25 protein-coding genes are annotated in these 24959 nt (G+C 63.9%); 18 read left to right on the top strand and 7 right to left on the bottom strand.

What is annotated here, in order from left to right:
* Window positions 1-63 precede the first annotated feature (63 nt).
* The 5 genes from NKI10_RS19490 to NKI10_RS19470 all read left to right on the top strand — a co-directional run bounded on the left by NKI10_RS19490 (window position 64) and on the right by NKI10_RS19470 (window position 3558).
* On the top strand, window positions 64-993 hold the full coding sequence (locus NKI10_RS19490; protein ID WP_352861502.1) for a SurA N-terminal domain-containing protein: 930 nt from the start codon (window positions 64-66) through the stop codon (window positions 991-993).
* A gap of 12 nt (window positions 994-1005) precedes the next feature.
* Window positions 1006-2034 carry a 4-hydroxythreonine-4-phosphate dehydrogenase PdxA gene (gene pdxA, locus NKI10_RS19485; RefSeq protein ID WP_352861500.1) on the top strand — a complete coding sequence of 343 codons (1029 nt, stop codon included), beginning with the start codon at window positions 1006-1008 and terminating at the stop codon, window positions 2032-2034.
* A 23-nt stretch (window positions 2035-2057) separates the two neighbouring features.
* The gene (rsmA, locus tag NKI10_RS19480; protein ID WP_352626448.1) at window positions 2058-2894 is read left to right on the top strand and encodes a 16S rRNA (adenine(1518)-N(6)/adenine(1519)-N(6))-dimethyltransferase RsmA; all 837 of its coding nucleotides are present in this window, start codon (window positions 2058-2060) and stop codon (window positions 2892-2894) included.
* 68 nt (window positions 2895-2962) lie between these two features.
* Window positions 2963-3268, top strand: coding sequence for a type II toxin-antitoxin system RelB/DinJ family antitoxin (locus tag NKI10_RS19475; protein ID WP_023672731.1), 306 nt, complete (start codon window positions 2963-2965; stop codon window positions 3266-3268).
* The gene (locus tag NKI10_RS19470) at window positions 3265-3558 is read left to right on the top strand and encodes a type II toxin-antitoxin system RelE/ParE family toxin (protein ID WP_023672730.1); all 294 of its coding nucleotides are present in this window, start codon (window positions 3265-3267) and stop codon (window positions 3556-3558) included. Before NKI10_RS19475 ends, NKI10_RS19470 begins: the two co-directional genes overlap by 4 nt.
* A 33-nt stretch (window positions 3559-3591) precedes the next feature.
* Here the strand turns inward: NKI10_RS19470 and gmk are convergent, their stop codons facing one another.
* The 7 genes from gmk to fabD all read right to left on the bottom strand — a co-directional run bounded on the left by gmk (window position 3592) and on the right by fabD (window position 10387).
* Window positions 3592-4266 (bottom strand): guanylate kinase, encoded by a 675-nt coding sequence (gmk, locus tag NKI10_RS19465; RefSeq protein ID WP_023672729.1) that lies wholly within the window; start codon window positions 4264-4266, stop codon window positions 3592-3594.
* Window positions 4267-4272: 6 nt separating this feature from the next.
* Window positions 4273-5163 carry a YicC/YloC family endoribonuclease gene (locus NKI10_RS19460; RefSeq protein WP_352861497.1) on the bottom strand — a complete coding sequence of 297 codons (891 nt, stop codon included), beginning with the start codon at window positions 5161-5163 and terminating at the stop codon, window positions 4273-4275.
* Between the two features lie 264 nt (window positions 5164-5427).
* Window positions 5428-6684, bottom strand: coding sequence for an endolytic transglycosylase MltG (gene mltG / locus NKI10_RS19455; protein ID WP_023715070.1), 1257 nt, complete (start codon window positions 6682-6684; stop codon window positions 5428-5430).
* 202 nt (window positions 6685-6886) lie between these two features.
* A complete protein-coding gene (fabF, locus tag NKI10_RS19450; RefSeq protein ID WP_023685687.1) occupies window positions 6887-8149 on the bottom strand; it encodes a beta-ketoacyl-ACP synthase II in 1263 nt (420 codons plus the stop codon).
* Between the two features lie 34 nt (window positions 8150-8183).
* On the bottom strand, window positions 8184-8420 hold the full coding sequence (locus NKI10_RS19445) for an acyl carrier protein (RefSeq protein WP_006203723.1): 237 nt from the start codon (window positions 8418-8420) through the stop codon (window positions 8184-8186).
* Between the two features lie 221 nt (window positions 8421-8641).
* Window positions 8642-9379, bottom strand: coding sequence for a 3-oxoacyl-[acyl-carrier-protein] reductase (gene fabG, locus NKI10_RS19440; RefSeq protein ID WP_352861495.1), 738 nt, complete (start codon window positions 9377-9379; stop codon window positions 8642-8644).
* A 60-nt stretch (window positions 9380-9439) separates the two neighbouring features.
* The gene (gene fabD / locus NKI10_RS19435; protein WP_352861493.1) at window positions 9440-10387 is read right to left on the bottom strand and encodes an ACP S-malonyltransferase; all 948 of its coding nucleotides are present in this window, start codon (window positions 10385-10387) and stop codon (window positions 9440-9442) included.
* A 277-nt stretch (window positions 10388-10664) separates the two neighbouring features.
* Here fabD and NKI10_RS19430 point away from each other — a divergent pair, with 277 nt between their 5' ends.
* The 13 genes from NKI10_RS19430 (at window position 10665) to NKI10_RS19370 (ending at window position 24678) form a co-directional block, all read left to right on the top strand.
* Window positions 10665-12593 carry an LTA synthase family protein gene (locus NKI10_RS19430; RefSeq protein WP_352861491.1) on the top strand — a complete coding sequence of 643 codons (1929 nt, stop codon included), beginning with the start codon at window positions 10665-10667 and terminating at the stop codon, window positions 12591-12593.
* A 312-nt stretch (window positions 12594-12905) separates the two neighbouring features.
* Window positions 12906-13406 (top strand): 30S ribosomal protein S6, encoded by a 501-nt coding sequence (gene rpsF, locus NKI10_RS19425; RefSeq protein WP_023672722.1) that lies wholly within the window; start codon window positions 12906-12908, stop codon window positions 13404-13406.
* On the top strand, window positions 13406-13654 hold the full coding sequence (gene rpsR / locus NKI10_RS19420) for a 30S ribosomal protein S18 (RefSeq protein ID WP_006203718.1): 249 nt from the start codon (window positions 13406-13408) through the stop codon (window positions 13652-13654). Before rpsF ends, rpsR begins: the two co-directional genes overlap by 1 nt.
* A 264-nt stretch (window positions 13655-13918) precedes the next feature.
* Window positions 13919-14506 carry a 50S ribosomal protein L9 gene (gene rplI / locus NKI10_RS19415; protein WP_023672721.1) on the top strand — a complete coding sequence of 196 codons (588 nt, stop codon included), beginning with the start codon at window positions 13919-13921 and terminating at the stop codon, window positions 14504-14506.
* Window positions 14507-14691: 185 nt separating this feature from the next.
* Entirely contained in the window at window positions 14692-16041 is a 1350-nt protein-coding gene (locus NKI10_RS19410) for a cyclopropane fatty acid synthase (RefSeq protein WP_352861489.1), read from the top strand.
* Window positions 16042-16198: 157 nt separating this feature from the next.
* Window positions 16199-17176: a small ribosomal subunit Rsm22 family protein gene (locus NKI10_RS19405; protein ID WP_352861487.1), complete on the top strand. Its 978-nt coding sequence runs from the start codon at window positions 16199-16201 to the stop codon at window positions 17174-17176.
* Between the two features lie 221 nt (window positions 17177-17397).
* Window positions 17398-18891 carry a replicative DNA helicase gene (locus tag NKI10_RS19400; RefSeq protein WP_023672717.1) on the top strand — a complete coding sequence of 498 codons (1494 nt, stop codon included), beginning with the start codon at window positions 17398-17400 and terminating at the stop codon, window positions 18889-18891.
* A gap of 230 nt (window positions 18892-19121) precedes the next feature.
* Window positions 19122-20525 (top strand): DNA repair protein RadA, encoded by a 1404-nt coding sequence (radA, locus tag NKI10_RS19395; RefSeq protein WP_352861485.1) that lies wholly within the window; start codon window positions 19122-19124, stop codon window positions 20523-20525.
* A gap of 48 nt (window positions 20526-20573) precedes the next feature.
* A complete protein-coding gene (locus NKI10_RS19390) occupies window positions 20574-21239 on the top strand; it encodes a CvpA family protein (RefSeq protein ID WP_023672715.1) in 666 nt (221 codons plus the stop codon).
* 108 nt (window positions 21240-21347) lie between these two features.
* Window positions 21348-22829 carry an amidophosphoribosyltransferase gene (gene purF, locus NKI10_RS19385; RefSeq protein WP_023672714.1) on the top strand — a complete coding sequence of 494 codons (1482 nt, stop codon included), beginning with the start codon at window positions 21348-21350 and terminating at the stop codon, window positions 22827-22829.
* Window positions 22830-22859: 30 nt separating this feature from the next.
* Complete coding sequence (locus NKI10_RS19380) at window positions 22860-23615, top strand: SDR family NAD(P)-dependent oxidoreductase (protein ID WP_023693973.1); 756 nt, start codon at window positions 22860-22862, stop codon at window positions 23613-23615.
* A gap of 77 nt (window positions 23616-23692) precedes the next feature.
* A complete protein-coding gene (locus NKI10_RS19375) occupies window positions 23693-24322 on the top strand; it encodes a hypothetical protein (protein WP_023708609.1) in 630 nt (209 codons plus the stop codon).
* Window positions 24323-24456: 134 nt separating this feature from the next.
* Window positions 24457-24678, top strand: a complete 222-nt coding sequence (locus tag NKI10_RS19370; RefSeq protein WP_023689120.1) for a hypothetical protein — start codon at window positions 24457-24459, stop codon at window positions 24676-24678.
* Window positions 24679-24959 lie beyond the last annotated feature (281 nt).

The following is a 24959-nucleotide window of genomic DNA, read 5'->3' as shown; positions in this document are numbered from 1 at the left end:
TAAAGCGGGCACGGATTTCGCCAATATCGGGCTGGAATCGGCCAAAACCGGGCTAGAATTGGGATGCTTTCGATGAGGAAATACCTGTTTTCGGCAGGATTCGCGCTCCTGTTGGCGGCGACCTCGGTCTCTGTCACCATGATGGTACCGCCGGCCTTCGCCAGTGAAATCAAGTATGTCGTCAACAACATGCCGATCACCACCGGCGACATCGCGCACCGGGCTGCCTTCCTGAAACTGCAGCGCAAGAAGGGTGACGCGGGTCATGAAATGATCGACCAGACGCTGCGTATGGCGGAGGCCAGGCGTCTCGGCATCCGCATCTCCGACGCCCAGGTAGAGGCTGCCTATCAGCGCTTTGCCTCGAGCAACAAGATGCAGCTCAAGCAGCTCGACGGTGTCATGGCGCAGTCCGGCGTGACCAAGGAGCATTTCAAGGAATTCATCCGCTCCCAGATGGCGTGGAACCAGGCGCTGAGCGCACGCTACAGCGGCGGCGGCGGGCAGGTGAGCGAACAGGATCTGGTCAAGCGCATGCTCGAAAAAGGCGGCGCCAAGCCAAGCGCCACCGAGTACATGCTGCAGCAGGTGATCTTCGTGGTGCCGAAGGCCGAGCGCAGTGCCACACTCGCCAAACGCAAGCGCGAGGCCGAAGCCATGCGCGCCCGCTTCAATGGCTGCAACACCACGCGTGAATTCGCCAAGGGCCTGATCGACGTCACCGTTCGCGACCTCCCCCGATTGCTGGCGCCGCAACTGCCGCCGGACTGGGCCGAGCAGATCAAGGCCACCAAGCTGGGCGGCGCCACGGCCGTGCGCGAGACCGATCGCGGCATTGAATTCATCGGCATCTGCTCGTCGCGCGAGGTTTCCGACGACAAGGCGGCCCAGATGGTGTTCCAGAGCGAAGGCAGCGGCGACAAGAACGCCGACGAGCTCTCGGCCAAATATGTCGAAGAGCTGAAGGCGAAAGCCAAGATCGTTACGCGCTGAACCGGCCCAGCCGTGCGTGAGACAGAGCTTCCGCTGGCGCTGAGCGTCGGCGATCCATCCGGCGTCGGTCCGGAAATCGCCATTGCCGCGTGGCAGAGCGCCCGCGGTTCCGGTGCCGCGCCCTTCTATCTTCTCGCCGATCCGGCGCTGATTGCCGCGCGGGCGCGCCGGCTCGGCGCGGCGGTGGCAATCGCCGAGACGGTGCCGGCCCAAGCAGCTGGTGTCTTTCAACACGCCTTGCCCGTGGTGCCGCTGGCGGCCCACTTCACCGACGATCCCGGCCGGCCCGACCCGGCCAATGCCGCCGGCATCATCGAGGCCATCGATCGCGCCGTCGCCGACTGCCTTGCCGGTCACGCGGCCGCGGTCGTCACCTGTCCGATCGCGAAGAAGCCGCTTTACGATGCCGGCTTCGGCTTTCCCGGTCACACCGAATATCTGGCGCATCTGGCCTCGCTCCACACCGGCGGCACGGTGACGCCGGTGATGCTGATCGCCGGCCCCGAATTGCGCACCGTTCCTGTCACCATCCACATCGCGCTGGCCGAGGTGCCGAAGACGCTGACGACGGAGCTGATCGTTGCCATCGCGCGCATCACCGCCGGCGATCTTGCACGCCGTTTCGGCATCGCCAGGCCGAGGCTCGCGCTTGCCGGCCTCAATCCGCATGCCGGCGAAAGCGGCGCCATAGGGACAGAGGACGAGCGCATCATTCGTCCTGCGGTCGACATGTTGCGGGCGCAAGGCATCGATGCCTTCGGGCCGCTGCCGGCCGATACGATGTTTCATGCGCGCGCCCGCGCCGGCTACGACGTGGCGGTCTGCATGTATCATGACCAGGCGTTGATCCCGGCCAAGGCGCTGGCCTTCGACGAGGCCGTCAACGTCACGCTTGGCCTGCCGTTCATCCGCACCTCGCCCGATCACGGCACAGCCTTCGACATCGCCGGCAAGGGCATCGCACGTCCCGACAGCCTGATCGCGGCGCTGAAGCTGGCCCGCCGGCTGGCCGATACCGGCGCAAAGCCCGCAGCTGCATGAGCCCAAAATCATGAGCCAAATTCATGAGCATTGACGGGCTGCCGCCGCTGCGCGAGGTGATCGAGCGCCATGGACTGCAGGCAAAGAAGGCGCTTGGCCAGAATTTCCTGCTCGACCTCAATTTGACCGGCAAGATCGCGCGGGTCGCCGGCGACCTCACCGACAGCACGGTGATCGAGGTCGGCCCCGGCCCCGGCGGGCTGACCAGGGCGCTGCTCGCTGCCGGTGCCCGCCGCGTCGTCGCCATCGAGCGCGACGAACGCTGCCTTGCGGCCTTGGCCGAGGTCTCCAACCACTATCCGGGCCGGCTCGAGGTGATCAGCGGCGATGCGCTGAAGACGGATTTTGCCGCTCTTGCCAAGACCGCGTCACAAGACGGCCCGGTGAGGATTGCCGCCAACCTGCCCTACAATATCGGCACCGAGCTGTTGATCCGTTGGCTGACCGTGGCGGACTGGCCACCCTTCTATCAATCGATGACGCTGATGTTCCAGCGCGAGGTGGCCGAGCGCATTGTCGCCGGTGCCGGCAGCGATGCTTATGGCCGGCTCGGCGTGCTGGCGGGCTGGCGGACCGAGGCGAGGATCGCCTTCGACGTGCCGCCGCAAGCGTTCACGCCGCCACCCAAGGTAACGTCCTCGGTGGTGCATCTGGTGCCGCGCGCCAGCCCTTTGTCAACCGACGTGAAAAAACTCGGTCGCGTCACCGAAGCCGCTTTCGGCCAGCGCCGGAAAATGCTGCGGCAGAGCGTGAAGAGCCTGGGTGGCGAGGCACTGCTGACGCGCGCCGGCATCGATCCGACCCGGCGTGCGGAGACGCTCAGCGTCGAGGAATTCGTGCGGCTCACAAACGCGGTTTGACCGGCGGCGCTAGCGCCGCCTAGCAATCGTCATTCAAACGCATTACATTGACGTCGAAGGAGATTGCCATGCCAGCAAATGCACTGGTCCAGACGCGTATCGACGCCGACATCCGGGATCGAGCTTCGGCGGTGCTCGAAAGCATGGGGCTGACGGTCTCGGATGCGGTGCGGATATTGCTCACCCGAACCGCCAACGAGGGTGCGCTGCCCATCGATCTCGTCACAAACAACGAGGCGTATGATTTATGGTTTCGCGCCAAGGTTCGCGAAGCGCTCGACGACACCCGACAAGACATTCCTGATGATCAAGTCGAGGCGCATTTTGCCGAGAGACGCGCCGCGGCGCGGCGTTCGGGTGAACCTAAATCTTGAAGATCGTCTGGTCGCCATTCGCGCTTTCAGATCGCGACGGCATCTTCGCGCATATCGAGGCCGACAATCCTGCGGCCGCGATCGCCACCGATGAGCGGATCGTCGCCGCAATCAACCGTCTTCGGGACCTTCCCCAAAGCGGCCGGATCGGCAGGCTTGCAGGGACACGAGAGATCGTCATCGTCGGCACGCCATATGTCGCGGCCTATCAGCTGACCAACAGCACGATTCGAATCCTGCGCGTGCTTCACGGAGCGCAGCGTTGGCCGGACGATCTGCCAGGCAGCTGATGCGGCTAATTTAGATTGCCAGCGGTGGACGAGCTATTCCGTCTTCTCGTCCAGCAACCCCGAGACGAAATCGAACAGCCCGGGCCGGCGGTCGCGCCGCAGCCTTTCCGCCGTCACGATGCCACGCACTTCGGCGAAGGCGCGGTCGAGATCGTCGTTGACGATGACAAAGTCATATTCCTTCCAGTGCTCGATCTCGTTGCGGGCGTTCTTCAGCCTGGTCTCGATCACGTGCTCCTGGTCCTCGGCGCGGCGCTTGAGGCGCGACTTCAATTCCTTCATCGACGGCGGCAGGATGAAGATCGAGACAATGTCGGCGCGCATCTTCTCCTTGAGCTGCTGGGCGCCTTGCCAGTCGATGTCGAAGAGCATGTCACGGCCCTGCGCCAGCGCCAGTTCGGCCGGCTCGCGCGGCGTCGCGTAGCAATTGCCGTGCACCTCGGCCCATTCGAGCAACGCGTCGGAATCGCGCAGCCGCTCGAACTCGCGCGTGGTGCGGAAGTGATAGTGGACGCCCTCGATCTCCGAGCCGCGGCGTGGCCTGGTGGTGACCGAGACCGATAATTCCAGGCTGCCGTCGCTTTCCAGCAGGTTGCGCGCGATCGTCGACTTGCCGGCGCCCGACGGCGACGACAGGACCAGCATCAGCCCGCGGCGGCGAATGCGGGATCCGAGATCCCTGGCAACCATCGGCTCCTTGCCACCCATTCGGGTTTACTCCAGATTCTGGACCTGTTCGCGAAACTGGTCGACCACCGCCTTCAGTTCCAGCCCGATGGCGGTGACAGTGGCGGCGTTCGACTTGGAACACAGCGTATTCGATTCGCGGTTGAATTCCTGCGCCAGAAAATCGAGCTTGCGGCCGATGGCGCCGCCATTTGCCAGCAGCGCTCTGCCCGACGCCACATGCGTCTTCAGCCGATCGATCTCTTCACGGCTATCGGCCTTGGTGGCCAGGAACGCCGCTTCCATGTGCAGCCGGCCGGCATCGAGATTGGCCGACGCATCCATCAGCAGCCGCACCTGTTCGGCGATCCGCTCGCGGATCGCCGCCGGTTCGCGCGACGGGTCGGCCTCGGCTTGAAGCGTCAGCGCCTCAATGGCGTCGATATGGCCGGAAAGCAGCGAACGCAGCGCTTCGCCCTCGTTCTGGCGTGCCTGCTCGAGACCTGTAAGCGCCGTTTCCAGCGCGGACAGGATTGACGCGTCGAGTGCTGCCCGCACCTCCTCGGTTTCGCTGGTTTCAGGGATATCGAGCACGCCGCGCAGGGAAAGCAGACCGTCGGCAGTTGCCGGACCAACACCGAACTGGTCCTGCAGCCGCTTGGCCAAGCCCGCCAGATCCCTGAGGAAGGCTTCGTTGACCACTGGCTGCGCCTGCTGGCCGGCGGCGCGGCCGACCGTCAGCGTCGCCTGGAAATTGCCCCGCGAAAAGCGCTTCTGCAGCGTCTGCCGCACAGTCGGTTCGAGCCGCTCGAAACCTTGCGGCAGCCGCAACCTGACCTCGACGCTCTTGCCGTTGACCGACTTGACCTCCCAGGCGATCGAGGCGCCGTCATGTTCGGCAACAGTGCGTGCAAATCCGGTCATGCTCTGCAAATTCATGATGCGGCTCGTGTCTCCCTGATGGTCCGATTCTAACAATTGCGCATGCGTTCGATATCACGGGCAGCGCGAATGTCAGAATCGCAATACCGGCAAGATCTTGATTTCCGCTGTCGTTTCGATCTCGCGGGGCTGAAATCGAGCGAAGCAGAGGCACCCGAGCAAGACCGAAGACGCTTCGAACGGCGCTACTCGTTCAAAGCAGCAGCGCGTCCGCCTCCGTCCGCATCGCTTAAGGTCGATCCGTCTGAAAGCGCCGGCCTGCTACTGGGCGGCACCCGTATCGCCGGCATCACCGCTGTCACCGGCGGCATCGCCACTTGCGTCACCGTTGTCGTCGCCATCCGCCGGCGCATCGGTCTGGCCCGGAGTCTTGGCGCCCTTGGCGGCGTCTTCAGCCTGCTTCTTCTGCAGTGCCCGGTAGCGGGCAACGTTCTCATTGTGCTCGGCAAGCGTGGTGGCAAAGACGTGGCCGCCGGTGCCGTCGGCGACGAAATAGAGATCATCGGTCTTCGACGGGTTGGCGACGGCTTCGAGCGCGGCGCGGCCGGGATTGGCGATCGGCGTCGGCGGCAGGCCGTTGATCAGATAGGTGTTGTAAGGCGTCTGTTTCTGGATGTCAGATTGATAAATCGGCCGGTCGGCGGGTTTGCCCTTGCCGCCGAACAGGCCGTAAATGATGGTCGGATCGGATTGCAGCCGCATGCCCTTGGCCAGACGGTTGAGGAAGACGGCGGCAACGCGCGAGCGCTCGTCGCCCCGGCCGGTTTCCTTTTCGACGATCGAGGCCAAGGTGACGAAGTCGTCGACATTGGCCAGAGGCAGGTCGGGCGCGCGCCGCTGCCAGACCTCGTCGACCAACTTCTTCTGGTCGGCGAGCAGCTTGTCGACCATCTGTTGGCGCGTGGCGCCGCGGGTAAAGCGCAGCGTGTCGGTGGCGAGGCTGCCCTCAGCCGGCTTGGCGGCCGGCATGTCGCCGGTCAGCGCATCCTGCTCGGCGATGCGCTGCAGCGCCTGCTCGACCGTCAGGCCCTCGGGAATGGTCAGCGAATACATCACCGACTTGCCGCTCTTCAGAAGCTCCATGATGTCGCGCATGGAGGCGCGCGGCTTTATCTCGTATTCGCCTGCCTTCAGCGCTGAATCATTGCCATAGACCCGCACGGCGATGCGGAAGATGCGGGCATCGCTGATCAGCCCACGCCGTTCGAGCTGGTCGGCAATATCCTGGACGCCGGTGCTCGGCTTGACCAGGAAGGTGTCGCCGGCCACCGACGGGCCCGGTTCGTTGAATGCCTGCTTGCCGAAATAGAGCGAAACGCCGGCGGCGAGGATCATCAACATCACCGCGGAGATGACGAAGTTCATGAACACGACGACTTGGCTGCGCGAGGCGCGCGAGCGCTTTGGTGGTGGTGTGCCGGCTTCCGGGCGCAAAGCTTCGGCCGCGGTCTTCGGCACGATCGGGCCGGTCTGCTGGTTTTGTCCGAATTGTCCGCTGCCGCCCGGATTGGTGTTCATTAGCGCCCTACCATCTGATCTCTTAGAGCGACCATGCGCCCGATTGGACGCACAGCGTGCCCTAACATTTCAAGCCTACGCATCGTGCTTTTAAAAAAAGCGCCTTCGGTTTCAGGCCGATGCGACGAATCCCCAGCGGCAGAGTAGGCTTGAATATGGCAAAATTGACGACAGACCGCTGGCGCGCCGGTCGATACCGCAATCAGCCTGTATAACGCTGGAATACCAGCGAAGCGTTGGTGCCGCCGAAGCCGAAGGAGTTGGACAGCGCCACGTCGACCTGGCGATGCCGTGGCGTGTTCGGAACAAGATCGATCGCGGTTTCGCGTTCCGGGTTGTCAAGATTGATGGTGGCTGGCGCGATGTTGTCTCTGATAGCGAGGATCGAAAAGATCGCCTCGGCGGCGCCCGCGGCACCCAGGAGATGGCCGATCGACGACTTGGTCGACGACATCGAGATTTTCGAGGCGGCGTTGCCGACCAGCCGCTCGACGGCGCCGAGTTCGATCGTGTCGGCCATGGTCGAGGTGCCGTGCGCGTTGATGTAGTCGACGTCGGCGGGCGTCAGCTTGGCCCGGTTCAGCGCCGCCGTCATGCAGCGGAAGGCGCCGTCGCCGTCTTCGGCCGGTGCAGTGATGTGATAGGCATCGCCGGTCAGGCCGTAGCCGGTGACCTCGGCATAGATCTTGGCGCCGCGCGCCTTGGCGTGTTCGAGTTCTTCCAGCACGACGACCCCGGCGCCCTCGCCCATGACGAAGCCGTCACGGTCGCGGTCATAGGGACGCGAGGCCTTCTCAGGCGTGTCGTTGCGGTCGGTGGACAGTGCCCGGCAAGCAGCGAAGCCGGCAAGCGATAGTCTGGTCACCGGCGATTCCGCGCCGCCGGCCAGCATCACGTCGGCATCGCCGAAGATGATCAGCCGGGCGGCATCGCCAATGGCGTGCGCGCCGGTCGAGCAGGCGGTGACGACGGCGTGGTTGGGGCCTTTCAGCCCATGCCGGATCGATACCTGGCCAGATACCAGGTTGATAATGTTGCCGGGAATGAAGAATGGACTGATACGGCGCGGTCCGCGCTCTTTCAGGATGATAGCGTTCTCGGCGATGCCCTCGAGGCCGCCAATGCCGGAGCCGATCATGACGCCGGTGGCGCAGCGCTCGGCTTCGGTGCTGGGCTCCCAGCCGGAATCCTTCAGCGCTTCGTCGGCGGCCGCAATCCCGTAAAGGATGAAGTCGCCGATCTTGCGCAGTTCCTTGGGCTCGAGCACGGCTTCGGGATTGAGCGTGCCGTTGGTGCCGTCACCGCGCGGAATGACGTGGGCTATCTTGCAGGCAAGATCTTCCACTTCGAACTCGGTGACGCGCTTGGCGGCGCTGCGGCCGGTCAGAAGTTCCTTCCAGCTGTGCTCGAAGCCCATGCCGAACGGCGAAACCAGGCCAAGGCCCGTGACGACGACACGCCTCATCGCAGGTCCTCCCCGGTGATGACTGCGGATAGTGTCAGGCCGAAGCCTTGTCGATGTACTTCACGGCATCGCCGACGGTCAGGATGGTCTCGGCCGCATCGTCCGGAATCTCGACGCCGAACTCTTCTTCGAAGGCCATGACGAGTTCGACCGTGTCGAGGCTGTCCGCGCCCAGATCATCGATGAAGCTCGCCTGCTCCGTCACCTTGTCGGCATCGACGCCAAGATGTTCGATGACGATCTTCTTGACGCGCTCTGCGGTGTCACTCATTTGGGGCATCCTCGTCTTTTGTTTGTCTGTCTTCGTTAGCGGGCAGAATGCCGCTAATCAAGCTGAAAGATGGTCCTGCCGGAAACGCAACGATGCCGGACCGGTTTTTGCCCGAACCGCCGGGTTGCGGGCCGCATTACACGAAAAATGGCTGAGGTCCAAGGCGAAATGGTCTCTTTTCACAAGCCGGCCATGTCTTCTTATCACCCGGCAATATCCCGTCAGATCATGGCCATGCCGCCGTTGACATGGATGGTCTGGCCGGTGACGTAGGCTGCCTCGTTGGAGGCGAGATAGGCGACGGCCGACGCCACTTCACCACTCGTGCCCATGCGGCGCGTCGGGATCGCGGCCATTATCGCGTCTTTCTGCTTGTCGTTGAGCTTGTCGGTCATGGCCGATTCGATAAAGCCCGGGGCGACGCAGTTGACGGTGATGTTGCGGGTGGCGATCTCCTGCGCCAGCGACTTCGACAAGCCAATCATGCCGGCCTTGGAGGCGCAATAATTGGTCTGGCCAGGATTGCCGGTGACGCCGACCACCGAGGTGATGTTGATGATGCGGCCATGGCGGCGGCGCATCATCGGATGGGTCAGCTCGCGGGTCAGCCGGAACACGGCGGTGAGGTTCACCTCCAGCACGCTGTCCCAATCCGCGTCCGCCATGCGCACGAACAGGCCGTCCTTGGTGATGCCGGCATTGTTGACCAGTATGTCGACGCCTTCGAGTTCGGCTTCGGCCTTCTGGCCAAGCGCCTTGACCTCGTCACGGTCGGCTAGATTGGCCGGGAACAGCTTTACCCGGTCGCCGAGTTCGCCGGCCAGGGTCTCCAGTTTCTCGATGCGGGTGCCGTGCAGGCCGACAATGGCGCCTTGCGCATGCAGCACCCGGGCAATCGCCTCGCCAATGCCGCCGGATGCGCCGGTGACGAGCGCCTTGCGGCCGGTCAGTTCGAACATTTTCGTCTCCTGATCTTAAGAGAACACCCTTCCCACGGGAGGGGTTGAATCGCCAGTGGATTATGCAAGCGCGGCCAGCGCCGCCTCGACATCGGCCGGCGTGCCGACGGCTGACGTGGCGATGTCGCGGTTGATCCGCCGCGCCAGGCCGGAAAGCACCTTGCCGGCGCCGATCTCAAAGAGCGTGGCGACGCCATTGGCGCCGAACCACTCCACCGTTTCGCGCCAGCGCACGCGGCCGGTGATCTGCTCGACCAGGCGGCGCGCGATCTCGTCGGGGTCGCTGGTCGGGACTACAGTGACGTTGGAGACGACGGGCACCACCGGTGCATTCTTGGTCACCCCGGCCAGCGCCTCGCGCATGACATCGGCCGCCGGCGCCATCAGCGCCGAATGGAAGGGGGCCGAGACCTGCAGCATCAGCGCCCGCTTGGCGCCCTTTTCGGTGCACAGTTTCGCGGCGAGTTCCACCGCTGCCCTGGCCCCGGAGATCACCAGCTGGCCGCCGCCATTGTCGTTGGCGATCTGGCAGACCTTGCCGGATCCCGTTGCGGCCTCGGTGCAAGCGGCTTCGACGTCGGGCTGTTCCAGTCCGATGATCGCCGCCATGGCGCCCTCGCCGGCCGGCACCGCCGCCTGCATGGCGTTGCCGCGGATGCGCAGCAGCCGGGCAGCATCGGCGACCGAAAGGAAACCGGCCGCGGCAAGGGCGGAATATTCGCCGAGCGAATGACCGGCAACGTAGGCAACCTTGTCCTTCAGCGAAAAGCCGCGCGCTTCCAGCGAGCGGATTCCCGCCAGCGAGACCGCCATCAGCGCCGGCTGGGCATTGGCAGTCAGGGTCAGCGCCTCTTCCGGGCCTTCCCAGATCAGTTTCGACAGCTCTTCGCCCAATGCATCATCGACTTCCTCGAACACCCTGCGTGCCTGGGGGAAGGCGTCGGCGAGGTCCTTGCCCATGCCGACAGCCTGGCTGCCCTGTCCCGGAAAGGTGAATGCGACGGCCATTTGGGCGCTCTCCAGCGGCTGATTTTTCCTGCCTGTGACGCAAGGCGGACCGTCAAGTCAAGCCCGGAGGCGGCATTTCGGCTCTCGCTTGAACCGGAGCTGACCTCGAGTCGCTGTTCCCAAAGGCTTTTTGCCGATCACACCTGATGAAAACCGCTCACGAATCGTTTGCTGGCTCTTCTTATTTTCGCCACAGGCGCTAGCTTTTGCATGACAGTTCTATGACAGAACGGTGGCGCGAGTGGAAATACGCGTTGCTTGGGCCGGGGGAAGAGACGTGGCTAGGATCAGGAAGGGCGCGGCCGTACCCGCGCCACAGTTCTTGGAAGACGATCCGTCCACCGGCTACCTGCCGGGGCGCAGATGGCCGGTCATCCGCTACGGTCTGGTCACGCTGCTTGCCTCCGCCATCCTGGTGTTCGCCATCGAATGGATCGTGCGCGGCGACTTCTTCGGCACGGTCGACTTCTTCCTGCAGCCATTCAAGCCGGGCTGGACCACCATCATTGTCTTTGCATTGGTGCTGATGGGACTGGACGCCGTGCTTGGCCGCAGTCACCAGAGCCTGATGATCGTGGCGCCGCTGACGCTGGCGCTGGCCTTTGTCGGGCATCAGAAGTCGCATTATCTCGGCGATCCGCTCTACCCAACCGATTTTCTTTATTCGCGCCAGATCATGGCACTGATGCCGCTCCTGGTGCGCGAACGGCCCTGGACGGCGCTCGCCATGGCGGTCGGCATCGTCGCCGGCCTGTCGCTGCTGATCTATGGCTGGCGGTTGTGGCGCCGCAAGGTTCCGATCCTCAGCCGCAAAGGGCGGCTGGCGCGGCTGACGCTGGCAGTGCCGCTGCTCGCCTTCTTCGTCTCGATCATGGACTACGCCACCTTCTCGTGGACCCGCGACCGGCTGCAGATCATCCCGATCATGTGGGACCAGAAGGAGAACTACGCCTCCAACGGGTTTGCGCTGGCCTTCGCGCTCAACGTGCCGATGGCGCATGTCTCGGCGCCGGCGGGCTATTCCGACAAGGCGATCGACGCGATCGACAGGCCTGCTGTGACGGCCTCGGTACCGGATGAGAAACCCGACATCATCGTGGTGATGAGTGAATCTTTCTGGGATCCGACCAAGCTGCCCGGCGTCACAATCACGCCTGACCCGATCCCCAATGTGCGGGCGCTGCGTTCCGGCTATATGTTCTCGCCGGAATTCGGCGGCATGACCGCCAACATCGAATTCGAGGCGCTGACCGGCTTTTCCAATGCCTTCCTGCCGGCGGGCTCGATCCCCTACCAGCAATATGTGCGCACGCCGACGCCGTCGCTGGCGACCTTCCTGAAAAGCGAGGGCTACCGGGCGCGCGCCATCCATCCGGGCACCAACTGGTTCTGGAACAGAGGCGCCGTCTATGCCGATTTCGGTTTCAACGATTTCCGCTCGGAAGAGACGCTGCCGCCACTGGAAAAGCGCGGGCCGCTGGCTTCCGATGCGTCGATGACCGACGAGATCATCGCAGAGGCCGACGCCAGCGAGCGGCCGGTGTTCTTCTTCGCCGTCAGCCTGCAGAACCACGGTCCCTACGAGCCGTACCGCTATTACAATCCGACCCACAAGGTCGTGGCACCGATCAGCACGTGGGCGCGGGAATCGCTGCTCAGCTACGCCGAGGGATCGGCCGATGCCGACCGTGGCCTCGAGCGATTGATCGAATGGGCGAAGAAGCGCGAGCGGCCGACGGTCATCGCCTTCTTCGGCGACCATCTGCCGCCGCTCGGCCCCGTCTATGTCGAAACCGGTTACCTGAAGGACAATGTCGCGCCGCGCAAGGAACCGACGCCCGAGGCGGCACTGGAGCATCATCAGACGCCGCTGGTCATCTGGTCTAACCGCACCGGTCCGGCGCAGGATATGGGCGCCGTGAGCCCAGCCTTCCTGCCCTACCATATCCTTACGACGGCCGGGATCACGCACCCCTACTACACCGGCTTCCTGGGCGCGCTGCGCGAACGCTATCGCGTCGTCGACCGCAATCTGCTTCTGACACCGTCAGGTGAGGCCACGGCGGACTGGGCGCGGCAGAAGGATGTTGATCCGGCGATCAACGATTTCCGCCTGCTGCAATACGACATGATGTTCGGCAAGCGTAAGGCGGCTCCGGACTTCTTCCCCGAAACGATCAACGGTCGTACCCCGCATACGAGTTGATGCCTGGTATTTTTCCAACCCTGCGACGCCAGGACGCTGTCCGGAGCATGCGTTACCCTTGCCTTCCAGCCAATTTGCTATATAGACGCCCGCAATCTGCCGGTCCTTGCTGGGGGCTGAACGGAGGGCCGGAGGTTTTACCCAAAACCTTCGTGTGAAGCCAGAAGCGCTTCCGCCTCCCGTGTCTCCGCTCTCGACCGTCTCGAAATGCTCCTTTCTTCCCCGCCCCCTCGGGATCAGCGGGTCAGAGAAGTTGCAGAGGCTTTTGCCGCGAGGATCCGGGAGAGAAACGAAGAAAGGCACTGAACCACTATGGCTCTATACGAACATGTGTTCCTTGCCCGGCAGGACCTCTCGCAGCAGCAGGTCGATGCGCTTGTCGAACAGTACAAGGGCGTCATCTCCGCAAATGGCGGGTCCGTCGGCCGGGTCGAGAACTGGGGACTGAAGTCCCTCACCTACCGGGTCAACAAGAACCGGAAGGCTTACTACACGCTTATGGACCTCAACTGCCCGCCGGCAGCGCTCAACGAGATGGAGCGCCAGATGGGCCTGTCCGAGGACGTGCTGCGTTTCCTGACCGTCAAGGTCGAGGCGCATGAGGAAGGCCCGTCGGCCATGATGCAGAAGCGCGAAGAGCGCTCGGAACGCGGCGGCTTCGGCGACCGCGACCGTGGTGATCGTGGTCCGCGCTCGTTCGGCGACCGTGATCGCGGCGACCGTGGCGATCGTCCGCCGCGCTCATTTGGCGACGCCGGTGGTGATCGTGGTCCGCGCCGTCCGCGCGAAGGCGTTGAAGGAGGTGCAGAATAATGGTCGACATCAATCAGATCCCGACCCGGCGCCCGTTCCATCGCCGCCGCAAGACCTGCCCGTTCTCCGGCGCCAACGCGCCCAAGATCGACTACAAGGACGTGCGCCTTCTGCAGCGCTACATTTCCGAGCGTGGCAAGATCGTGCCGTCGCGCATCACCGCCGTCAGCCAGAAGAAGCAGCGCGAACTCGCCAAGGCGATCAAGCGCGCCCGCTTCCTCGGCCTGCTGCCCTACGTGGTTCGCTAGGACTTTCGAGCAGGCGGTCGCCGCCTGCTTCCTTCTCCCACGGCGACGGGCGCCGCAGGGGTAATTTGATGATGCATGTCGTTGTCCCAAACCGGGACCACTCTTGGCGACATGCATTGAAATCCCGAGTTGAGGTGAAAAGCCTCTAACTGCCGCGACAGGCAGGACAGCGACACCGGCGCCAAGGCGCTCAGAGCTTCCTGACCTGTTCCATTCAATTCGGCGCCGATCCCGCGGTCGGTGCCCAGACGAAGGAACAAAACCATGCAAGTGATTCTTCTCGAACGCGTTTCCCGCCTCGGCCAGATGGGCGATACCGTCAAGGTCAAGGACGGCTTTGCCCGCAACTTCCTCTTGCCGCAGGGCAAGGCGCTGCGCGCCAACGAAGCCAACAAGAAGAAGTTCGAAGGGCAGCGCGCGCAACTCGAAGCGCGCAACCTCGAGCGCAAGTCGGAAGCCAGCCAGGTTGCCGAAAAGCTCGACGGCAAGAGCTTCATCGCCGTGCGTTCGGCAGGCGAGACAGGCCAGCTCTACGGTTCGGTGTCGACCCGCGACATCGCCGACCTGCTGACCGCCGAAGGGTTCTCGGTCAACCGCAACCAGATCCAGCTCAACCAGCCGATCAAGACCATCGGCGTCACCAATGTGGCGATTGCGCTGCATCCGGAAGTCGAGGTCACCATCAGCCTCAACATCGCCCGCACGGCCGACGAAGCCGAGCGCCAGGCCAAGGGCGAGACGCTGACCACCGCCGAAGCCATCTATGGCGATGACATCAACGACAACGCACGGCCGGAGAACTTCTTCGACCCGAACACCGAGTTCGAAGGCGGCGAAGAAGACAACGCCTGATCCCGCACTGGGCCTGATCGGGAAGCGAGGGAGCAGCGCTCCAATCACTTCCTCGTCATCCAGCCTTTCTGGACCAATGCCCGGGCCTCTCGCCCGGGCATTTTTGTGCCAAATGGAACTTTTCGAACCCCTATATATTGTTGCAGAATTGGTCCGCCAGTCTGACCGTGAGGGGACATTTGGTGATGAATATTCTGTTGAAGCGCGTTCTCGACCGCCTGGTGCGTACGGGCAATCTGAAAGTCACCGGGCCGAAGGGCTCGACAGTGGTTTTCGGCGACGGCAGCGGCGAGCCGGTGCATATGCACATCAAGACCGCGCATGCCGAGCGCGCCATTACCTTCGATCCGATGCTGGCCGTGCCGGAAGCCTACATGGACGGCGAACTCGACATCATCGAGGGCGGCGTACTGGGTATGATGCGCATCGCCTTCCAGAACATGGGCAGCGGCGGTATCGACGCCACCTGGTCGAAGGCCATCGAGGGTCTGCGCCACGCCTTTCGCCGCCTGCAGCAGATCAACACCGCATCACGGGCGCGCCGCAACGTGCAGCGCCACTATGATTTGTCGGGTGACCTCTACCGGCTCTTCCTCGACGACGACATGCAGTATTCCTGCGCCTATTTCGAACAGCCGGACATGACGCTCGACGAGGCGCAGATGGCCAAGAAACGCCATATCGCCGCCAAGCTCAGGCTGAAGGCCGGCCAGACCGTGCTCGATATCGGCTCCGGCTGGGGTGGGCTCGGCCTCTATCTCGCCAAGGCTTTCGATGTCGACGTCCAAGGCGTGACGCTGTCGACCGAGCAGCACGGCGTCGCCACCGACCGGGCGCATGCGCAAGGCTTGCAGGACCGCGTGCATTTCGACCTCAAGGACTACCGCGAACTCAACGAACGCTTCGACCGCATCGTCTCGGTCGGCATGTTCGAGCATGTCGGCGTCAACCACTTCCGCACCTTCTTCGACAAGTCGGCGACGTTGTTGAAGCCCGACGGCGTCATGCTCTTGCACACGATCGGCCGCTCCGGCGTGCCGTGGGCGACCAGCGCCTTCATCCGCAAGTACATTTTTCCGGGCGGCTACATTCCCTCGCTGTCGGAGGTGATGCCGGCGATCGAGAAGTCGGGGCTTGTGGTCACCGACATTGAGATTCTGCGGCTGCACTATGCCGATACGCTGAAGCATTGGGGCCAGCGCTTTGCCGCCAACCGCGACAAGGCCAAGGCCATCTATGACGAGCGCTTCTGCAGGATGTGGGAGTTCTATCTGGCGGCTTCGGAAGCCGCCTTCCGCTGGCAGGATCTGGTCATCTTCCAAATCCAGATCGCCAAGAAGAACGACACACTGCCGATGACGCGCGACTACATGGCCAAATGCGAAAAGGCGCTGGAAATGCGCGAAATGGGGCATCGCCAGGAGACGGCGGCCGCCGAGCCTGCTGTCGCCAGGTCTGTGCCTGCCAGGTCCGTTGCTGTCAGGTCCGTTGCGGCCAAGCCAGCGCGCCGTCGCAAGGTGGCGGATCGCGAATAACGCCTCGATTGCGATTGCCGCTTGCCATTGACGGCTCTGACACTGAAAAAGGTCTCGTTCTCGCGAGACCTTTTTTAATGACCTGCCTGCCCACCATCGCCACCACCCTTGTCGAGTTCGCCGGCGCCTCGGTGCTCGCGGCACGCGGAGCCTGAGCGTGGAACTCCCCGCCTCGCTGCGACAAGGCGTCGAGCGCCTGCTCGAAACGATACCGCTGGCGGTGCTGCGCCAGGCGGCGAAGACGCTGTCTGACCGCTACCGCGCCGAATTGCGCGACGGCCGCCTGCACATGGCCGAAGAGATGGCGGTAAAAGCCTATCTGGCGACGCGGCTGCCGGCGACCTACGCGGCGGTACGGGCCGGTCTCGACGAACTCGCCTATGCGCGGCCCGATTTCCAGCCAACGAGCTTGCTCGATGTCGGCGCAGGTCCTGGCACGGTGCTTTGGGCCACTACAGACCTGTGGCCCGACCTCGAAGAGGCGGTTCTGGTTGAAGCAAGCGCCGCGGTGCGCAAGGTTGGCCAGTCGCTCGCCCTTGATACCATCGCCACCAGAATGGACTGGCGCGCCGGCGACGTGACCATCGACCTTGCCGATCTCAAGCCTGCCGACCTCGTCACCTGCGCCTATGTGCTGGACGAGATCGCGCCGGCATCGCTGCCGAAGCTTGTCGGCCGGCTCTGGCATTTGACCGGCGACACACTGCTGATCGTTGAGCCCGGCACCCCGGCCGGCTGGCAGCGCATCCTGGCAGTGCGCAGGCAATTGCTGGAGGCCGGGGCGCATGTGCTGGCGCCTTGTCCGCATGAGGCGCCCTGCCCACTTGAGCCGCCCGACTGGTGTCATTTTTCGCGCCGCGTCGCCCGCTCGCGCCTGCATCGCCTGGCCAAAGACGCCGTCGTGCCGTGGGAGGACGAGAAATTCATCTACGTCGCGGCGTCGCGGCAACCCGCGCCTGTACGTCAGCCGCGCGTGATTGCGCCGCCGAAATCGGGCTCCGGCAAGGTGCTGCTCAAACTGTGCCAGCAGGATGGCGGCGCCGGCGAGACACTTTTCACCAAGCGCGAGGGCGAGCTGTTCAAGGCAGCGCGGCGGCTGGACTGGGGCGATACATTGGACGGAAGAAGCGGATAATCACCGAGAGTGTTCTTGCTCTGTTCCAACGACTCGGATAAAAGTCAGCGCCTTTCTGAGTCAACCGGAATCGGGGCGCGGAAACACTCTTCTGTGGACGGTTTGCCGCCCCTGTGAACAACGGGGCATCGAGGTTGATTGGTCGTGCGGTGATGCAGAAAGGTCAGCACCGATTTATCTCGTTCTGATATCGAGAAGCCGGGATCAAAATCGGGGACATCATGGCAGAGGCAGCGCGAAAATTCGGCGTGGCGGAGCAGCAACCGCTTTATCGTGAAGCGCCGAACAACATCGAGGCCGAGCAGGCGCTGCTCGGCGCCATCCTCGTCAACAACGATGCCTTCTACCGCGTCTCCGACTTCCTCAAGGCCGGCCATTTCTACGAGCCGCTGCACCGGAAAATCTTCGAGGTCGCGGCCGAGCTCATCCGCATGGGCAAGGTGGCGACGCCGATCACGCTGAAAACCTTCCTGCCGGCCGACGAGAAGGTCGGCGACATGACGGTGGCGCAATATGTGGTTCGTCTGGCGGTCGAAGCCGTCACCGTCGTCAACGCCACCGACTATGGCCGCGCCATCTACGATCTGGCCACGCGCCGCGCGCTGATCACCGTCGGCGAGGACATGGTCAACATCGCCTATGACGCGCCGGTCGACATGGCGCCGTCCGAACAGATCGAGGATGCCGAGCGGCGGCTGTTCGAACTGGCCGAAACCGGCCGTTACGATGGCGGCTTCGAAAGCTTCACCGATGCGGTCAAGACCGCCGTCGACATGGCCAACGCCGCCTATATGCGCGACGGCCATTTGTCGGGCCTCGCCACCGGCATGCGCGACCTCGACCGCCGCATGGGTGGCCTGCAGGCGTCGGATCTGATCATCATTGCCGGCCGTCCGGGCATGGGCAAGACATCGCTGGCCACCAACATCGCCTTCAACATCGCCGAGATGTATGAGCCGGCGCAACAGGCCGACGGCTCGTTCAAGGCAGCCAATGGCGGCGTCGTCGGCTTCTTCTCACTGGAAATGTCGTCCGAGCAGCTCGCCACCCGCATCATTTCCGAACAGACGGAAATTTCGTCGTCAAAAATCCGCCGCGGCGAGATTTCAGAGATGGATTTCGAAAAGCTGGTCGCCTGCTCGCAGACCATGCAGAAGATCCCGCTGTTCATCGACCAGACCGGCGGTATCTCGATCGCGCAGCTGTCGGCGCGGGCGCGGCGGCTGAAGCGTCAGCGCGGCCTCGACCTCATCGTCATCGACTATATCCAGCTGATGCAGGGGTCGAGCGCGAAATCGTCGCAGAACCGGGTGCAGGAAATCACCGAGATCACCACCGGCCTCAAGGCGCTCGCCAAGGAACTCTCCGTTCCGATCATCGCGCTGTCGCAGCTGTCGCGTCAGGTCGAAAGCCGCGAAGACAAGCGCCCGCAGCTGTCCGATCTTCGCGAATCCGGCTCGATCGAGCAGGACGCCGACGTGGTGATGTTCGTCTACCGCGAGGAATATTATCTGAAGAACCGCGAACCGAAGCCCGGCACCGACGAATACATCAAGTGGGAACACGAGATGAACGAGATGCGCGGCAAGGCCGAAGTCATCGTCGCCAAGCAGCGCCACGGCCCGACAGGTTCGGTGAGCCTCGCCTTCCATGGCGAGTTCACACGGTTTTCCGACCTCGCCGAAGAGCATCATATTGCGGAGAGGTTCGAGTAGCTTTTTGGCCTACCGCAGCGCTCCGTCACACCCCCCTCTGGCCTGCCGGCCATCTCCCCCGCAAGGGGGGAGATCAGCAGCTTTGCGGACGACGCTCATCTTGCGACTTTGGCGATTGGCGAAAGCAGCGACGATAGCCAATCTCCCCCCTTGCGGGGGAGATGTCCGGCAGGACAGAGGGGGGTGTGCTGGATCACCCTCCTTCGGTCATTTGCAGGCAGCATCACTCCATGCCTAAATCGCGCGTCCAGTTCATCTGCCAGAATTGCGGGTCGGTGCATCAGCGCTGGGCCGGCAAATGCGATGCCTGCGGCGAGTGGAACACACTGGTCGAGGAAGGCACGTCCGGCGGCATCGGCTCGGGACCGGCCAACGCGCGCAATGCGCGCAAGGGCCGCGCCGTGGTGCTGACCAGCCTGTCCGGTGACATCGAGGATGCGCCGCGGATCATCTCCGGCATTGGCGAACTCGACCGCGCCACCGGCGGCGGTTTCGTGCGCGGCTCGGCGCTGCTGGTCGGCGGCGATCCCGGTATCGGCAAGTCGACGCTGCTTACCCAGGCCGCAGCAGCATTGGCGTCAAAAGGCCACCGCATCGTCTATGTCTCGGGCGAAGAGGCTGTCGCGCAGATCCGGCTGCGGGCGCAGCGGCTTGGCGTCGCCGACACGCCGGTCGAACTTGCCGCCGAGACCAATGTCGAGGATATCCTGGCAACAATAGCCGACGGCAGAAGGCCGGACCTCGTCATCCTCGATTCCATCCAGACGCTGTGGACCGACATGGCCGACTCGGCGCCCGGCACCGTCACCCAGGTGCGCGCCTCGGCGCAAGCGATGATCCGCTACGCCAAATCCACCGGTGCTGCCATCGTGCTGGTCGGCCATGTCACCAAGGAAGGCCAGATCGCCGGTCCGCGCGTCGTCGAGCACATGGTCGACGCCGTTCTCTATTTCGAAGGCGAAGGCGGCCATCACTACCGCATCCTGCGCACGGTGAAGAACCGGTTTGGGCCGACCGACGAGATCGGCGTTTTCGAGATGTCGGACAAGGGCTTGCGCGAGGTCGCCAATCCGTCGGAGTTGTTCCTCGGCGAACGCCACGCAAAATCGCCGGGTGCCGCGGTATTTGCCGGCATGGAAGGGACACGTCCGGTGCTGGTCGAGATCCAGGCACTGGTGGCGCCGTCCACATTGGGCACGCCGCGCCGTGCCGTCGTCGGCTGGGACGGCGCACGGCTGTCGATGATCCTTGCCGTGCTCGAAGCCCATTGCGGCGTGCGCTTCGGCACCCACGATGTCTACCTCAACGTCGCCGGCGGCTACCGGATTTCCGAGCCGGCGGCCGATCTGGCGGTTGCCGCTGCACTGGTTTCGTCGCTCACCGGTCTTGCCCTTCCCGCCGATTGCGTCTATTTCGGCGAAATCAGCCTGTCGGGCGCAGTGAGGCCGGTTGCGCATGCGCAGCAGCGCCTTAAAGAGGCCGAAAAGCTGGGTTTTGGAAGTGCGGTTCTGCCCTTGGGCAGCGAGGAGGTTGTCGGGGGGATCGGGGCCGGCGCTTTCCAGCCGACCGAACTTGCCGATCTCGTCGCACGCATAGCCGGCTCACGGCGCAGCCGTGTCGACGTGGAAGATTGACGCGGCTCGCCCGAGCCGTGAAAAGACAATCTGAGTGGGGCGAAAGACATGCCGATTACGCTGCTGGACGGAATTCTCGTCGGCTTCACCCTGGTCTCGGCGATGCTCGCCATGGTTCGCGGCCTGTCACGCGAAATCCTGTCCGTCGTGTCCTGGGCGGCTGCCGCCGCGGCGGCATTCTTCTTCTACAAGCCGGTGCTGCCTTACGTTCAGCCCTATGTCGAAAGCGACAAGATCGCCATGGCGGCATCCGCCGGCATCGTCTTCCTCATCGCGCTGATCGTCGTTTCCGTCATCACCATGAAGCTTGCCGACTGGATCATAGATTCCAGGATCGGCGCGCTCGACCGTACGCTGGGCTTCCTCTATGGCGCCGCGCGCGGCGTCCTCGTAGTCGCCGTGGCGCTGCTGTTCTTCAACTGGCTGGCCGGCGCCAAGGCCCCTGCCTGGATCGCCAACGCCAAGTCGAAGCCGCTGCTCGAGACCATCGGCGCCAAGCTGGAAAGCCTGCTGCCCGAAGATCCGGAAAACGCCATCCTGAAGAAGCTCAATCCGAATCAGCCGGCAGCCGAGACGCCTCCGGCGGCCGATGCACCGGCGGCGGATGCTCCGGCAACCGGTGACGATACGCCGGCGCCCGACGACGAGACCGACGCTCCGGCCGATAACGCACCCGCGCCCGCTGCTCCGGCTCCGGCCGCGCCGGCAAACTGATACGGACGGATGGTGCCGGACAGGCGCCATCCCGGCAGTTCCGGCCTGACTACGTTGCTTTCGCGGTGCTATCGCACTATATGGCCATTTTAGCGGAGCTTGAGCCCCATGGCAGTTTCGAAGGCAGACGCGGACGACGTGCTTTCCGCCGAAGCAGACGATCATTTCCACGACGAATGCGGGGTGTTCGGCATTTTCGGCCGGCAGGACGCTGCGGCCATCGTAACGCTAGGCCTGCATGCGCTGCAGCATCGCGGCCAGGAAGCGGCCGGCATCGTCTCCTATGACGGCACGCAGTTCCATGTCGAACGCCATGTCGGCCTGATCGGCGACACCTTCACCAAGCAGCACGTCATCGACAGCCTGCAAGGCAACCGTGCCATCGGCCACACGCGCTATGCCACGACCGGCGGCGCCGGCATGCGCAACATCCAGCCCTTCTTCGCCGAACTCGCCGATGGCGGCTTTGCCGTCGCCCATAACGGCAATCTCACCAACGCCATGACCGTGCAGCGCGCGCTGCAGAAGCAGGGCGCGATCTTCTCGTCGACCTCCGACACCGAGACGCTGCTGCATCTCGTTGCCACCAGTAAGGAACGCGATTTGAATTCGCGCTTCATCGACGCCGTGCGTCAGGTCGAAGGCGCTTTCTCGCTGGTCGCGATGACCTCCAAGAAGATGATCGGCTGCCGCGATCCGCTCGGCATCCGCCCGCTGGTGCTCGGCGACCTCGACGGCGCCTGGATCCTGGCCTCCGAAACCTGCGCGCTCGACATTATCGGCGCCCGCTTCGTGCGCGACCTGAAGCCCGGCGAAATGGTCGTGGTGACCTCGAAGGGCATCGAGAGCCTGTTCCCCTTCGAGCCGCAGAAGACCCGCTTCTGCATCTTCGAATATGTCTATTTCGCCCGCCCGGACTCCTCGGTCGAAGGCCGCAATGTCTACGAAGTGCGCAAGCGTATCGGCGCCGAATTGGCGCAGGAAAGCCCGGTCGAGGCCGATATCGTCGTGCCGGTGCCGGATTCCGGCACGCCGGCGGCAATCGGCTTCTCCCAGGCGGCAGGCATCCCCTTCGAACTCGGTATCATCCGCAACCACTATGTCGGCCGAACCTTCATCCAGCCCGGCGATTCGATCCGCCATATGGGCGTCAAGCTCAAGCACAACGCCAACCGCCGGATGATCGAGGGCAAGCGCGTGGTGTTGGTCGACGATTCGATCGTGCGCGGCACCACCAGCCAGAAAATCGTGCAGATGGTGCGCGACGCCGGCGCCAAGGAAGTGCATATGCGCATCGCCTCGCCGCCGACCAGCGCGTCGTGCTTCTACGGCGTCGACACGCCGGAGAAGTCGAAGCTTTTGGCATCGCGCATGTCGATCGAGGAAATGGCCGAGTTCATCCGTGTCGATTCGCTCGGCTTCCTCACCATTGACGGGCTCTACCGCGCCGTCGGCGAAGCCAGCCGCGACAATGAGCAGCCGCAATTCTGCGACGCCTGTTTCACCGGCCAGTACCCGACCCGCCTGCTCGACTTCGAAGGCCACGACAATGTGCGCACGCTGTCGCTGCTGGCGAACAACGGGGCGTAAAGCCCAACTGCTATCCTTGAAAGCGCTCGCATGACCCTCGACCTCTCCGGCCGCGTCGCGGTCGTTACCGGCGCCTCGCGCGGCATCGGCTACTTCATCGCCAGGGAACTTGCCGCCGCCGGCGCGCATGTCATTGCGGTAGCCCGGACCGTCGGCGGGCTGGAAGAACTCGACGACCAGATCAAGGCCGAGCGCGCGAAAACCGGCAAGGGCGAAGCGACGTTGGTGCCTCTCGACCTCTCAGACATGGCCGGCATCGACCGGCTGGGCGGCGCCATTCACGAGCGCTGGGGCAAGCTCGACATTCTGGTGGCCAATGCCGGTGTGCTCGGCGTCATCTCGCCGATCGGCCATGTCGAGGCCAAAACCTTCGAGAAGGTTATGACCATCAATGTCACCTCGACCTGGCGGCTGATCCGCTCGGTCGACCCGCTGCTCAGGCTGTCCGACGCCGGCCGCGCCATTCTCATGTCGTCCGGGGCCGCGCATTCAGCGCGCGCCTTCTGGGCGCCCTATGCGGCGTCGAAGGCGGCTGTGGAAGCCATGACGCGTTCCTGGGCGCATGAGACGCAGAGCCTGGCGCTCCGCATCAATGCGGTCGACCCCGGCGCCACCCGCACCGCCATGCGTGCGCAGGCCGCGCCCGGCGAGGATCCGGAAACGCTGCCGCACCCGTCAGAGGTGGCAAAACGCATCGTGCCGCTGGCGAGCCCCGAGATGAAAGAGACGGGGCTGATCTTCCAGGTCAAGAACAACCGCTTCGTCGCCTACCGGCAGCCGGAATAAACCGGGTTGTAGCGGGATTAAACAGGCCTCCAGTTACGTTTCTTCGAATGTAGGACATTCGAAACCGGAGGACCGACATGCGTAGACTTCTTCTCGTTGCCGCCGCCGCGATTGCCGCCACAGCCGGGGTGGCGCTGGCGCAAGACGCCAAGATGAGTTTCTTCGTCACCAGCGTCGGTTCCGGCAAGGGCGCCGATCTCGGCGGTCTCAAGGGTGCCGACGCGCATTGCGCCTCGCTGGCGGAAGCGGCTGGGGTTACCGGCAAGGAATGGCACGCCTATCTCTCGAGCGCCAATGTCGATGCGCGCGACCGTATCGGCAAGGGTCCCTGGGTCAACGCCAAGGGCGAGAAGATTGCCGATGACGTCGCCTCGCTGCACAGCGACGCCAACGCCATCAACAAGCAGACGGCGCTGACCGAGAAGGGCCAAGTGGTCAATGGCCGCGGCGACAAGCCGAACCGGCACGACATATTGACCGGCTCGAAGCCTGACGGCACCAAGATCGCCGACCAGACCTGCGGCGACTGGACCTTGAGCGGGGCGGAGGGCGCGGCGATGATGGGCCACCACGACCGCACCGGCCTTGACGAGTCGGCGGCGGCGAAATCCTGGAACTCCTCGCATGCCTCGCGCGGGGGCTGCAGCCAGGAGGCGCTGAAAGGCACCGGCGGGGACGGCCTGTTCTACTGCTTTGCCGCGAACTAAGCGGGCTCGGGAGCGGTTCTGTTCACGGGTCTGTGATGGTCCGGCGAGCCGCTCCCCCATCGCCCTGCTTTCGCCATCAGCCGGGAGTTGCTAGGGTCAACCGACTCCGACACCCAGCAAAGCGAGGAATTCCCATGGCTGCTCCCAGCGTAGCATTGGTCTGGTACCTGGTGATCGCCGGCCCGCAAGGCGGCATGGTGGTGCTGCCCAGCACCTTCGACACCCGCGAACAGTGCACCAACGCCATCACCGAATATCAGAAGCAGCCGACGCCGGCCGGCTGGGCGGTGAACTGCGTGCCGAGCGCCTCGCCTTTCACCGATGAGGGTGATGCGGAAGAGCCGGCGGCGCAGTAGCGCAATCTCCCCCCTCGAGGGGAGATGGCCGGCAGGCCAGAGGGGGTCGCCTCGCGTAGAGTGCCAACCTCCTTCCGCACAAAGGGCGTCGCGTCCAGTCGGCCCGACCCCCTCTGTCGCCTTCGGCGACATCTCCCCCTAAGGGGCATAGGCGCTAAGATAGGTATTGCCCTGCGGAATCGGGTGTGATTCTACACTGCGATGACACACGAATCGCTTGTTGATGACGGCTGGGCCGAGACGATTGAGCTTCTGGGCGGCGAAGAGTTGATCGCAGCAAG

Source organism: Mesorhizobium sp. M0802 (assembly GCF_040320115.1).
GTDB lineage: Bacteria > Pseudomonadota > Alphaproteobacteria > Rhizobiales > Rhizobiaceae > Mesorhizobium.
The sequence above is the reverse complement of the archived record's forward strand: the minus strand, read 5'-3'. Positions and strand labels throughout refer to the sequence as shown.

Excerpts from the sequence above, each read along its gene's own strand:
- NKI10_RS19490 (WP_352861502.1), top strand. The coding sequence starts at position 64 with ATGCTTTCGATGAGGAAATACCTGTTTTCGGCAGGATTCGCGCTCCTG.
- rsmA (WP_352626448.1), top strand. The coding sequence starts at position 2,058 with ATGAGCATTGACGGGCTGCCGCCGCTGCGCGAGGTGATCGAGCGCCAT.
- NKI10_RS19475 (WP_023672731.1), top strand. The coding sequence starts at position 2,963 with ATGCCAGCAAATGCACTGGTCCAGACGCGTATCGACGCCGACATCCGG.
- gmk (WP_023672729.1), bottom strand. The coding sequence starts at position 4,266 with ATGGGTGGCAAGGAGCCGATGGTTGCCAGGGATCTCGGATCCCGCATT.
- NKI10_RS19460 (WP_352861497.1), bottom strand. The coding sequence starts at position 5,163 with ATGAATTTGCAGAGCATGACCGGATTTGCACGCACTGTTGCCGAACAT.
- mltG (WP_023715070.1), bottom strand. The coding sequence starts at position 6,684 with ATGAACACCAATCCGGGCGGCAGCGGACAATTCGGACAAAACCAGCAG.
- fabF (WP_023685687.1), bottom strand. The coding sequence starts at position 8,149 with ATGAGGCGTGTCGTCGTCACGGGCCTTGGCCTGGTTTCGCCGTTCGGC.
- NKI10_RS19445 (WP_006203723.1), bottom strand. The coding sequence starts at position 8,420 with ATGAGTGACACCGCAGAGCGCGTCAAGAAGATCGTCATCGAACATCTT.
- fabG (WP_352861495.1), bottom strand. The coding sequence starts at position 9,379 with ATGTTCGAACTGACCGGCCGCAAGGCGCTCGTCACCGGCGCATCCGGC.
- fabD (WP_352861493.1), bottom strand. The coding sequence starts at position 10,387 with ATGGCCGTCGCATTCACCTTTCCGGGACAGGGCAGCCAGGCTGTCGGC.
- rpsF (WP_023672722.1), top strand. The coding sequence starts at position 12,906 with ATGGCTCTATACGAACATGTGTTCCTTGCCCGGCAGGACCTCTCGCAG.
- rpsR (WP_006203718.1), top strand. The coding sequence starts at position 13,406 with ATGGTCGACATCAATCAGATCCCGACCCGGCGCCCGTTCCATCGCCGC.
- rplI (WP_023672721.1), top strand. The coding sequence starts at position 13,919 with ATGCAAGTGATTCTTCTCGAACGCGTTTCCCGCCTCGGCCAGATGGGC.
- NKI10_RS19410 (WP_352861489.1), top strand. The coding sequence starts at position 14,692 with ATGAATATTCTGTTGAAGCGCGTTCTCGACCGCCTGGTGCGTACGGGC.
- NKI10_RS19400 (WP_023672717.1), top strand. The coding sequence starts at position 17,398 with ATGGCAGAGGCAGCGCGAAAATTCGGCGTGGCGGAGCAGCAACCGCTT.
- radA (WP_352861485.1), top strand. The coding sequence starts at position 19,122 with ATGCCTAAATCGCGCGTCCAGTTCATCTGCCAGAATTGCGGGTCGGTG.
- NKI10_RS19390 (WP_023672715.1), top strand. The coding sequence starts at position 20,574 with ATGCCGATTACGCTGCTGGACGGAATTCTCGTCGGCTTCACCCTGGTC.
- purF (WP_023672714.1), top strand. The coding sequence starts at position 21,348 with ATGGCAGTTTCGAAGGCAGACGCGGACGACGTGCTTTCCGCCGAAGCA.
- NKI10_RS19380 (WP_023693973.1), top strand. The coding sequence starts at position 22,860 with ATGACCCTCGACCTCTCCGGCCGCGTCGCGGTCGTTACCGGCGCCTCG.
- NKI10_RS19375 (WP_023708609.1), top strand. The coding sequence starts at position 23,693 with ATGCGTAGACTTCTTCTCGTTGCCGCCGCCGCGATTGCCGCCACAGCC.
- NKI10_RS19370 (WP_023689120.1), top strand. The coding sequence starts at position 24,457 with ATGGCTGCTCCCAGCGTAGCATTGGTCTGGTACCTGGTGATCGCCGGC.